The organism is Pseudomonas sp. 910_23 (assembly GCF_052850795.1).
In genome coordinates, this window is record NZ_VXCZ01000033.1 from 18,464 (window position 1) to 30,009 (window position 11,546).

An 11,546-nucleotide genomic window follows, 5' to 3' on the forward strand; every position below is an offset into this window, starting at 1 on the left:
AGGACTGCCCCATGAATGGATCCACCACATTTGACTTGCCCATCGGCGGCATGACCTGCGCCAGCTGTGCCGGCCGCGTCGAACGCGCGCTGGGCAAGGTGCCGGGGGTGCAACGCGTGAGCGTCAACCTGGCCAACGAACGCGCCCATATCGAAGTGCTCGGCCCGATGGATGCCAGCGTGTTGATCGCCGCAGTCGACAAGGCCGGCTACACCGCCACCCTGCCACAAAGCGAAACCGCCACCGAAGCCGACCAGGCCGGGCGCCTGCGCCGCGAACGCTGGGCGCTGGTGGCGGGGATTGTGCTGGCGCTGCCCTTGGTGCTGCCGATGCTGGTAGAACCCTTCGGCCTGCACTGGATGCTCCCGGCCTGGATACAGTTCGCCCTGGCTACACCGGTGCAATTTATTCTGGGTGCGCGCTTTTACGTCGCCGCGTGGAAAGCCGTACGCGCCGGCGCCGGCAACATGGACCTGCTGGTGGCGATCGGCACCAGCGCCGGCTACGGCCTGAGTATCTATGAATGGCTCACCGCCGCCCCAGGCGTGACGCCGCACCTGTACTTCGAAGCCTCAGCGGTGGTCATCGCTCTGGTGTTGCTGGGCAAATACCTGGAAAGCCGCGCCAAGCGCCAGACCGCCAGCGCCATCCGCGCCCTTGAAGCCTTGCGTCCGGAACGGGCGATCCGCGTGCTGGATGGCCGCGAAGAAGACGTCGCGATCAATGCCTTGAAGCACGGTGACCTGGTGCTGGTCAAACCCGGCGAACGCTTCCCGGTGGACGGCGAGGTGGTGGAAGGCCAAAGCCATGCCGATGAAGCGCTGATCAGCGGCGAAAGCCTGCCGGTGCCGAAACAGCCCGGCGACCCGGTCACCGGTGGTGCCATCAACGGTGAAGGCCGTTTGCTGGTGCGCACCCTGGCCCTGGGCGCGGAGAGCGTGCTGGCGCGCATCATCCGCCTGGTCGAAGACGCCCAGGCCGCCAAGGCACCGATCCAGAAACTGGTGGATAAAGTCAGCCAGGTGTTCGTACCGGCCGTGTTGGTATTGGCACTGATCACCGTAGTGGGCTGGTGGTTGTATGGCGCATCGCTGGAAACCGCGATCATCAATGCGGTCGCCGTGCTGGTGATCGCCTGCCCTTGTGCCCTGGGCCTGGCCACGCCGACCGCGATCATGGCCGGCACCGGCGTCGCAGCACGCCACGGTATTCTGATCAAGGATGCCGAAGCCCTGGAACGCGCCCATGCCGTGAGCGCCGTAGTGTTCGACAAGACCGGCACCCTGACCTCCGGCGCGCCAAAAATTGCGCATCTGGCGGCGGTGGACGGCGATGAATCCCTCTTATTGCAACAGGCCGGCGCCTTGCAACGCGGCAGTGAACACCCGCTGGCCAAGGCCGTGCTGGATGCCTGCCAAGAGAAAGGTCTGGACGTGGCCGATGTGAGCGCCAGCCAATCCCTGACCGGACGCGGCATTGCCGGTACGCTGGACGGTCGCCCACTGGCGCTTGGCAATCGACGCCTGCTGGAGGAAACCGGTCTGGACGCAGGCGATTTGGCTCAGCGCGCCAAGGAATGGGAAGCCGAAGGCCGCACCTTGTCCTGGCTGATCGAGCAAGGTGCGCAACCGCGTGTGCTGGGCCTGTTTGCGTTTGGCGACACCCTCAAGCCCGGCGCACTTGAGGCGGTGCAACAACTCAAGGCGCAGCACATCAGCAGCCACCTGATTACCGGCGATAACCACGGCAGTGCACGGGTCGTTGCGCAGGCATTGGGGATCGATGACGTGCACGCCGAAGTGCTGCCGGCCTACAAAGCTGCCGCCGTTGCCGAGCTGAAAAAAACCGGGGTGGTGGCCATGGTGGGCGACGGTATCAATGATGCCCCGGCGCTGGCCGCTGCCGATATCGGCATTGCCATGGGCGGCGGCACCGACGTGGCCATGCACGCCGCCGGTATCACCCTGATGCGCGGCGACCCGCGCCTGGTGCCGGCCGCGCTGGAGATCAGCCGCAAGACTTATGCAAAAATTCGACAGAATCTGTTCTGGGCCTTTGTGTATAACTTGATCGGCATTCCCCTGGCCGCCTTCGGCCTGCTCAACCCGGTACTGGCTGGGGCTGCCATGGCCTTGTCCAGCGTCAGCGTGGTGAGCAATGCACTGCTGTTGAAAACCTGGAAACCCAAGGACCTGGAGGATCAACGCCCATGAACATCGGCCAAGCCGCCCGCACCAGCGGGCTGAGTGCAAAGATGATTCGCTACTATGAATCCATCGGCCTGCTGAAAACGGCCCATCGCACCGATAGCGGCTACCGTGTGTATGGCCACGACGACCTGCACACCCTGACGTTTATCAAGCGCTCGCGGGACCTGGGGTTTTCGTTGGAAGAGGTCGGCAAGCTGCTGACCTTGTGGGAAGACCGGCAGCGGGCCAGCGCCGACGTAAAAGCCCTGGCGCGCCAGCACATAGACGAGCTCAACCACAAGATTCGCGAGTTGGGGCAACTGCGCGACACCCTGCAGGACCTGATGGAGCACTGCCAGGGCGATCATCGGCCCGATTGCCCGATACTCAAGGAGTTGGCGGCGGGGAACTGCTGTGCCTGATGCTCTAACTGGATAAACACAAACCCAAATGTGGGAGGGGGCTTGCTCCCGATGAGGGAGTGTCAGTAAACACATCTGTCGCTGACACACCGCCATCGGGAGCAAGCCCCCTCCCACATTTTGAACCTCATCTATCCTGAGATCACTGCATCCAAGGCGGCGGCGGTGGCTCGTCCGGCACTTTGCTCGGTGGCGCATCGTCTGCCGCGCGAATCGCCTGGCGACGCTCTTCATCCAGCCGCGCCGCTTCGATTTCGCGAATCACACCGCCTACGTCCGCCAGCTCTTCCGGTTCGTCGAACTCACCGGTCAACACACTGGCCGGGTGCAAGGTGCCGGCTTCGTACAGCGCCCACATTTCCTTGGCGTACTTGGTCTTCTTCAGCTCCGGGGCAAAGCGTCCAAAGTAGGAAGCCATGTTGCCCACGTCCCGCTCCAGCATGTTGAAGGCGTGGTTGTTGCCCGCCGCATCCACTGCCTGGGGCAGGTCGATGATCACCGGGCCCGTCGGCGTAAGCAGTACGTTGAACTCGGAAAGGTCACCATGCACCAGGCCGGTGCACAACATCAGCACGATCTGCGAGATCAGAAAGGCGTGGTACTCGCGCGCCTGGTCCGGCTCCAGCACCACGTCATTCAGGCGCGGCGCTGCATCACCGTACTCGTCGGCCACTAGCTCCATCAACAGCACGCCCTCAAGGAAGTCGTACGGCTTGGGCACGCGAACGCCCGCACCGGCGAGGCGGAACAGCGCCGCCACTTCGGCGTTCTGCCAGGCATCTTCGGTTTCTTTCTTGCCGAACTTGGAGCCCTTGGCCATGGCCCGGGCCTGGCGGCTGTTACGGACCTTTCGGCCTTCCTGGTATTCGGCCGCCTGACGAAAACTTCGTTTGTTCGCCTCCTTGTAAACCTTCGCGCAACGCAATTCGTTGCCGCAGCGCACCACATAAACAGCTGCTTCTTTACCACTCATGAGTGGGCGCAGCACTTCGTCGACCAGACCGTCTTCGATCAGGGGTTCAATGCGTTTAGGAGTCTTCATCAGCTTTTATTGTGGGTCCTGTATTACCAAACACGCGTGTGGCACTCGTTATACGGCAATCAGCTCGCCGGTGGGAGAGGCTACCGACCTCTGACCCCTTCAGAATGCATGCAATGGGCCAATTTTTTTGGCAATCAGCGTTCGATAATCGCTGTCACCCCTTGGCCGCCAGCAGCACAGATCGAAATCAACCCCCGCCCTTTGCCCGCCGCATCCAGCAACTTGGCGAGGTTGGCAACGATGCGCCCGCCGGTGGCGGCAAATGGATGGCCTGCCGCCAAAGAACTGCCCTTGACGTTGAGCCGGCTGCGATCGATAGCCCCCAACGGAGCATCCAGGCCCAGGCGCGTCTTGCAGTAATCGGCGTCTTCCCACGCCTTGAGCGTGCACAACACCTGGGCAGCAAAGGCTTCGTGGATCTCGTAGTAATCAAAATCCTGCAAGGTCAGGCCATTGCGGGCCAGCAAGCGCGGCACCGCATACACCGGCGCCATCAACAGGCCCTCGGCACCGTTGACGAAATCCACCGCCGCCGCTTCGCCATCACGCAGGTACGCAAGGATCGGCAGCCCCCGCTCCTTGGCCCACGCTTCACTGCCCAGCAGCACCAGGGAGGCACCATCGGTCAGCGGCGTAGAGTTGCCGGCGGTCAGCGTGCCCTTTTCGCTACGCTCGAAGGCCGGCTTGAGGGCGGCGAGTTTTTCCAGGGTCAGGTCGGGGCGCAGGTTGTTGTCACGGGTGAGGCCGAGAAACGGCGTGAGCAAATCGTTGTGCCAGCCTTCGGCGTAAGACGCGGCCATCTTTTGATGACTCTCCAACGCCAGCTGGTCTTGGTCGGCACGCGGGATCTGCCAGGTCTGGGCCATCAGTTCGCAGTGTTGGCCCATGGACAGCCCAGTGCGCGGTTCGCCATTGCGCGGCAGTTCCGGCTTGAGGTGCTGGGGACGAAGTTGTAACAGAATTTTTAATTTGTCTGCCATGGATTTGCTGCGGTTGGCTTTGAGTAGCAGCTTGCGTAGCCCTTCATTCACGCCAATCGGTGCATCGGACGTGGTGTCCACCCCGCCGGCAATGCCGCACTCGATCTGGCCCAGCGCGATTTTGTTGGCCACCAGCAACGCCGCTTCCAGGCCGGTGCCACAGGCTTGCTGGATGTCGTACGCGGGGGTCTGCGGCGACAACCGCGAGCCGAGCACGCATTCGCGCGTCAGGTTGAAATCGCGGGAATGCTTGAGCACCGCGCCGGCGGCCACCTCGCCCATGCGCAGGCCATGCAGGTTGTAGCGCTCGATCAGGCCCTCCAGGGCGGCGGTGAGCATCGCCTGGTTACTCGCCGTGGCGTAAGGGCCATTGGAGCGGGCGAAAGGAATGCGGTTACCGCCAATGATCGCCACTCGGCGCAATTGAGTCATGAAAAGCTCCCTCTGTCGGTTATGGGCTTGATCACTGAGCCTAGTCGAACGACTGCTACCCTGGGATGGTCAACCCTTTGAACCCCAGCCTTCGGAGAGCGTTCCATGTCTGACCGTTATATCGACTTCGCCAACTCAAGCCTCGGCCATCGCCTGGTCGCCGCCATTGGCCTGCCGTCACCGGTACGCCTGGAACGCTGGCAAGCCGGACGCCTGCGCCCGGTCGAAGGCGCACTGTTGCTGGGCGGCGGCGCATTGACGAGCAAGGTGCTGGCGTTTGCCAATCGGCTCACCGACGCCATCTACAGCTACGGCGCAGAAGCCTCGACGGCATCCGTGTGGATTCCCGGGCACGGCCCCAAGCTCAAGGCGGTGGTGTTCGACGCCAGTGACTTGAAGCACACCGACCAACTCAAGCAACTGCGTGAGTTCTTCCAGCCATTGCTGAAAAACCTAGACCATAGCGCGCACCTGGTGATCCTCGGCCGTGCGCCGGAAAGCCTCAGCGACCCGTTTGCCGCCAGCGCCCAGCGCGCCCTGGAAGGCTTCAGCCGCTCGCTGGCCAAGGAACTGCGCAGCGGTGGCGTGTTGCAGTTGCTGTATGTGGGTGACGGGGCCGAGGACCAATTAGAGGGCGCGCTGCGGTTTTTCCTCTCGCCCAAAAGCGCTTACATTTCTGGCCAGGTCATTCGCCTGTCAGCCTGCGACACCCCGGTCGAAGACTGGACGCGCCCGCTGGCGGGGCGCAAGGCGCTGGTCACTGGCGCCGCCCGGGGCATCGGTGCGTCCATCGCCGAAACCCTGGCCCGCGACGGTGCCGAGGTGATTTTGCTCGATGTGCCCCAAGCCAAGGCCGACCTCGAAGCCCTGGCCGCACGCCTGAATGCGCGTACGGTGGTGCTGGATATCTGCGCCGAAGACGCCGCCAGCCAGTTGGTCGAGCACTTGCCCGACGGGCTCGATATCCTGGTGCACAACGCCGGCATCACCCGTGACAAAACCCTGGCCAACATGACGCCCGAATACTGGGACGCAGTGCTGGCGGTGAATCTCAATGCTCCGCAAGTGCTGACCAAGGCCCTGCTCGACAGCGGCACTCTGCACGACAACGCACGGGTCGTGCTGCTGGCGTCCATCAGTGGCATCGCCGGCAATCGTGGGCAAACCAACTATGCCGCGAGCAAGGCCGGTTTGATCGGCCTGGCCCAGGCATGGGCGCCCCTTTTGAAGCAACGCGGGATCAGCATCAACGCCGTGGCGCCGGGCTTTATCGAAACCCAGATGACCGCACACATCCCGTTTGCCCTGCGTGAGGCCGGGCGACGCATGAGTTCGCTTGGCCAGGGTGGCATGCCACAGGACGTGGCCGAAGCCGTGGCCTGGCTCGGCCAGCCGGGCTCCGGTGCCGTCAGCGGCCAGGCGCTGCGTGTGTGTGGGCAAAGTCTTCTGGGAGCATAAGCATGCAATGGCAAACCTTGGACAGCACACCGTCGCTACTCCCGCTGTACTGGCGTGCGGCACTCAAGCGCAAGATCACCGGCAGCACGTTGCCCGAACGCGGCTGGCGCTGTCGGGTCAGCGTCGATCCCAAGGCCGTCGCGGCGTACCGCAAGGTCTGCGGGTTCACCGACAGCCCGATGCTGCCAGCGACTTACCCGCACATCCTGGCGTTCGGTCTGCAACTGCAACTGCTGACCGACAAGGCGTTTCCGTTTCCGCTGTTGGGGCTGGTCCACCTGAGCAATCGCATCCGCATTCACCGGCCTCTGGGCGGCGTGGGAGAGCTGAGCATCGGTGTGTACGCGCACAACCTACAGCCCCACGCCAAGGGCGCGACCTTTGACATTGCGACCGTGGTCGAAGATGCCCTTGGACTGCTATGGGAAGCCGAAAGCCAGATGCTCTGTCGTGGCGTAAAGCTTGAAGGCGAATCGCTGAATAACAGCGTGCACGTCCCAAGGCCGCTCAACGAACTGACACGCTGGAAGGCGCCCACCGATATCGGTCGCCGCTATGCCCGCGTGTCCGGCGATTACAACCCCATCCATCTCAGTGCGCCTACGGCCAAGCTGTTCGGTTTTCCCCAAGCCATCGCCCATGGGCTGTGGAACAAGGCCCGCACGCTCGCGGCGCTGGGAGAACACCTGCCGGCCGCCAATATTGAAATCAATGTCGCGTTCAGGAAACCCGTGCGCCTGCCCGGTGAAGTGATATTGATGAGCAGCGCAGCCGGTTCCAGTGGCGAGTTGGAACTTAAAGGGCCGGGCGGCATTGAGCATATGTTCGGAAAGTGGCAGCCGCTCGCCTGAAAAAACCGATTAATTGTATATATACACCCAAAGTTATAGCGGACCTTACGAGGTCCGCTTATTTATTCAAACTGCTGATTTAAATCATATAAATATTATTAAACACTCTTACTCTATACCCTTTGTATTAGTCGCTAAGTCGACCAATGCCTGGAGTATATAAATTATTAATACCAAGTTGAGCGTTGTGCGAAAGAGTGCCATGGCCTGAGATAGAACCACGGACAAACCTATTGCTGCCCCAAGAAGTTGCGAAGGTTTGAAACAACCCAGGTTGTACCAGGTGCAAGGAACTCAATCATGAAAACTCAAGTCGTGTTGTGGAAAGCAAGTACCGCGTTGGCCCTGATTCTGGCAATGAGCCTCGGCGGCTGCAGCAGCGGTGGCGGCGGGCATAAATCCAGCGTGGCAGCGTCATCGCCAGATGCTGGCGCAGGTGCTGGTACTGGTGGTGGTGACGGCGGCACAGGCGGTGGTACCGGTGGTGGTGACGGCGGCGCGGGCGGTGGTACCGGGGGCGGTGACGGCGGCACAGGCGGTGGTACCGGTGGCGGTGACGGCGGCACAGGCGGTGGTACCGGTGGCGGTGACGGCGGCACGGGCGGTGGTACCGGTGGCGGTGACGGCGGCACGGGCGGCGGCACGGGCGGTGGTACGGGCGGTGGTACCGGTGGCGGTGACGGCGGCACGGGCGGTGGTACCGGTGGCGGTACTGGTGGCGGCACGGGCGGCGGAACCGGTGGCGGCACCGGTGGCGGCACCGGCGGCGGCACAGGTTCAACAACTACCCCGCTGGTTACTGGGCAGATCGCCGGTACGCTCGGCACCACTGTGGGCAATGTAGGCGCAGCAGTGGGTGATCTTGGCTCTACCTTGAACGGTGTGCCCATCGTCGGTGTTACCGCTGGCGGCCTGGTGACCTCGGCCGGCACTGCCGTCACCAGCATCGGCACAGGTGTGACCAACGGGTTGGGCTCACTGGGCACCAATACCAACTCCCTGGGCGTTACTGTGGCAGGTGTCGGGAATGGCGTCGCCGACCTGGGCGGCGGCATCTCGACCACCGGCCAATCACTGTCGACGACCCTCGGCGGTGTACCCGTCGTCGGCGGCCTGACAGGTGGCGTAGGCACTGCAGTCGGCGGCGTAGTGGATAAAGTCGGCACTACGGTAACCATGCTCGGCGATACCCTCAGTACCGCCAGCACCACCGGCCCATTGGGCTCGTTGACCAACACCCTCGGCGGCAAAGTAGTGGTGCCTGTGGTATCGCTGGTGGAAAACACCACCGGCAACCTGGGCACGGCAACCGGCCTGGGCACTCCAGTCAATGGCCTGCTGGATAAAGTCGGCTCGACGGTCACCAGCCTGGGGACTCAAGTCGCCAGTACTGGCGGTACCGGCAACCCTGTCACTACCGTGGTCGGCAGCGTGCTGACTGGCGTTGGCGGCACGCTCGACAAGTCTGGCGGCTATGTCGCCCCAACCGGTGGCACCGCAGCTCCCGGCATTCCAGAACTGGTCGGCGGCCTGGTCAGCAACGTCGGTACCGGCCTGAATGTCGGCAACACCAATGGCACGGTCAGTGCAGCGGGTGTAACCGGTGGCGCGCTGGGCAACACCATCGCTTCGGTAGGGACTGTGCTGGGTGGTACAGGTGTCGCCAACACAGGCGCCACGGCACCAGTCGCGGCAGTGGCAACCAATGTCGGCGCCGCGCTTAACCCGGTCACATCCGGCGTCACCGCGCTGACGCAAAACATCGGTACTACCACTGGCGTTGGCGCTCCGGTCAACGGCCTGGTGACGCAAGTGGGAGGGGCAGTCAGCAGCGTAGGCACCAACCTGACTGCCGCCAATGCCAACCCGGTCACCAACGCAGTGGGCACCACCGTAACGGCTGTCGGCAACACTGTAGGTTCGGTGGGTGGCTTGGTCACCGGCGGCACTACCGGCACCAGCGGTGGCCTACTCGGTGGCTTGAACATCGGCGCCACCACCACGACCACAGGCACTGCCACAACCACCGGCGGCACTACAGCCACTGGCGGTCTGGGCGGTTTGTTGAACGGCCTGACCGGCAAATAGAAATGCACCTGGCCGATTAGACGGCCTCCCCTACAGCGCCTACGCTTGGTTGAGACGAGAGACCCTAAATAAGTCTCTCGTCTTTTTTATGGGCGACGCCTTGTGTGATGAGCCGCCACCCTCCCGAACCGAGTCCCAGAACCCGGCGGGCCCGAAGCGCTGCTGCAGTTGACCATGGAGTGTCCTATGCGCGTATTAACGCCGTTGTTAATGCTAACCCTCAGCGCTTACGCCCAGGCCGAGCCCCTTCCCAGCTTTTTGAACAGCAATGACACCGTGCGCACCTTGCCGGTACCCAACCTACCCGCCGATGCCTATCGACCGGCCACACCACAAACCCAAGTGCCTGAAACACCGCCGACTGCCGGCCAGCCCCTGTTGATGGACACCAAGGTCACCATTCGCAAGCTGCAGATCGAAGGCGGCACCATTTACCCGCTGACCGAGACGGCCCAAGTCTACGCACCGCTGATTGGCCGCGAGACCAACCTCGCGCAATTGATCGAAGCAACCCGTGGCATCACCCGCCGCTACCAGGAGGACGGCTACCTGCTGTCCTACGCGTTCCTGCCACAGCAGAATTTCGAAAACGGCCTGGTCCGCGTTGTTTTGGTGGAGGGTTACATCAAGGACTACCAGCAAACCGGCGATATCGGCTCGGTGTCGGCCTACGTCGACAAACTGGCGAAAAAGCTGTTGGCCGAACGCCCGCTGACGCGCAAGACCTTCGAGCGCTACACCACGCTGATGAGCCGCATTCCCGGCCTGACCGTACAAGCCCAGGTGCCACCGCCCGGCACCACCGATGGCGCCACGCACATGCAGATCCAGGCCAGCCGCAAACCTTTCACCACCAGCATGAGCCTGGTGCAGAAAAGCCGTGGCGGTACGCAAGCCTTGCTCAGCGCCACCAGCAATTCGCAAACGTTCATGGGCGAACAACTGACCGTCAGCGGCCTGTTCCCACCCGGCGAGGACAAAGAGCATTACTACCGTGTGGACTACAACCAGTTCATCAATGCCGAGGGCACCCAACTGGCACTCGCAGCCGAACGTTACCGCGCCGACCCCAACAGCAGCGTGCAACTGGACGGCGGCTTCGAGCTCAAGCCGCACCAGTCGATCGATCGCTATTCCATCGGCCTGAGCCACCCGTTTATCGCCTCTCCCACCGAGTCATTGAGCCTGGGCACACGCCTGTACGTGGTGGACCAGACCACCCGTTACAAGCTGGTGGGCTACCCGCTGAGTTTCGACATCGAATCCAACCTGCGCGCCCTCGCCTTCGAGGGTGATTGGCGCAAGGCCGACGCACGCCGGTTACGCATCATCAGCGGCGGCCTGTACCAAGGCATCGACGGTTTGGGCGCCAAGGCGCGCAGTGACCTGGACGTGGCAAAACCCGACCTCGATTTCTTCCGCCTGCGCCTCTCCGGCGTGCAAAGCGACAAGTTCTTCGACAACTGGCAAGGCGTGCTCTCAGGTGCGTTGTACTGGAGCAACAACACGCTGCCTGACAGCGAACGTGCCACCTTCGGCGGGCAAAACTTCGGGCGTGGCTATCCTGATGATCAAGGCTCGGGCGACAAGGGCTGGGGGGTGGCGTACGAGGTCAACTACAGCTTCAACCGTGCTGGCAACTGGGTGAAGGTTTTGCAACCCTACGTGGTGCTCGACCGCGCCAAGACCTGGTTCAACGACCTGCCGGTCAAGGCCAGCGACATGTCTTCGGCGGCAGTGGGGTTACGCTTTGGCGATAACAAGTACTACAACATCGCCCTGGAGGCGGCCAAGCCGATGTCGGATATCGCCCTGGACAGTTTTAACCGCAGGCCACGGTATACGCTGAGTTTCAGTTATCAGCTTTGAGGAGCTTGATGCCTTGATCATTTGTTGGATCAGACTCGGTGAAAAATGTGGGAGGGGCGGTGCGACGATTCGACTTGCTCCCGATGGCGGCCTCAGGGCCGACCAGGATGTTGGATTAGACCGAGTACATATCCGTTATTTAGGTAACGGCCACTATTGGTTCCGCTTTTACAGCGGGTCACTTTTGGAAAAGAGCCCCAAAAGTAACCAAAAGG

At 62.4% G+C, this 11,546-nt stretch carries 8 protein-coding genes; 6 read left to right on the plus strand and 2 right to left on the minus strand.

Annotated features, from left to right (window positions below; translation table 11 throughout):
- Nucleotides 1–11 precede the first annotated feature (11 nt).
- On the plus strand, nt 12–2,213 hold the full coding sequence (locus tag FW800_RS26935) for a heavy metal translocating P-type ATPase (protein WP_248134905.1): 2,202 nt from the start codon (nt 12–14) through the stop codon (nt 2,211–2,213).
- Entirely contained in the window at nt 2,210–2,611 is a 402-nt protein-coding gene (cueR, locus tag FW800_RS26940; RefSeq protein ID WP_003188242.1) for a Cu(I)-responsive transcriptional regulator, read from the plus strand. Before FW800_RS26935 ends, cueR begins: the two co-directional genes overlap by 4 nt.
- 142 nt (nt 2,612–2,753) lie before the next feature.
- Here cueR and FW800_RS26945 read toward each other — a convergent pair whose 3' ends face one another.
- Both FW800_RS26945 and FW800_RS26950 read right to left on the minus strand, forming a co-directional pair.
- The gene (locus FW800_RS26945) at nt 2,754–3,653 is read right to left on the minus strand and encodes a PA4780 family RIO1-like protein kinase (protein WP_005784460.1); all 900 of its coding nucleotides are present in this window, start codon (nt 3,651–3,653) and stop codon (nt 2,754–2,756) included.
- Between the two features lie 134 nt (nt 3,654–3,787).
- Nucleotides 3,788–5,065, minus strand: coding sequence for an acetyl-CoA C-acetyltransferase (locus FW800_RS26950; protein ID WP_078820201.1), 1,278 nt, complete (start codon nt 5,063–5,065; stop codon nt 3,788–3,790).
- A gap of 105 nt (nt 5,066–5,170) precedes the next feature.
- Between FW800_RS26950 and FW800_RS26955 the strand changes: the two genes are divergently transcribed.
- The 4 genes from FW800_RS26955 (at nt 5,171) to FW800_RS26970 (ending at nt 11,331) form a co-directional block, all read left to right on the plus strand.
- Nucleotides 5,171–6,523, plus strand: coding sequence for a 3-oxoacyl-ACP reductase (locus FW800_RS26955; RefSeq protein ID WP_032878079.1), 1,353 nt, complete (start codon nt 5,171–5,173; stop codon nt 6,521–6,523).
- Between the two features lie 2 nt (nt 6,524–6,525).
- On the plus strand, nt 6,526–7,374 hold the full coding sequence (locus FW800_RS26960) for a MaoC family dehydratase (RefSeq protein ID WP_446438838.1): 849 nt from the start codon (nt 6,526–6,528) through the stop codon (nt 7,372–7,374).
- 300 nt (nt 7,375–7,674) lie between these two features.
- Nucleotides 7,675–9,462 (plus strand): collagen-like triple helix repeat-containing protein, encoded by a 1,788-nt coding sequence (locus FW800_RS26965; protein WP_446438839.1) that lies wholly within the window; start codon nt 7,675–7,677, stop codon nt 9,460–9,462.
- A gap of 186 nt (nt 9,463–9,648) precedes the next feature.
- The gene (locus FW800_RS26970; RefSeq protein WP_078820198.1) at nt 9,649–11,331 is read left to right on the plus strand and encodes a ShlB/FhaC/HecB family hemolysin secretion/activation protein; all 1,683 of its coding nucleotides are present in this window, start codon (nt 9,649–9,651) and stop codon (nt 11,329–11,331) included.
- Nucleotides 11,332–11,546 lie beyond the last annotated feature (215 nt).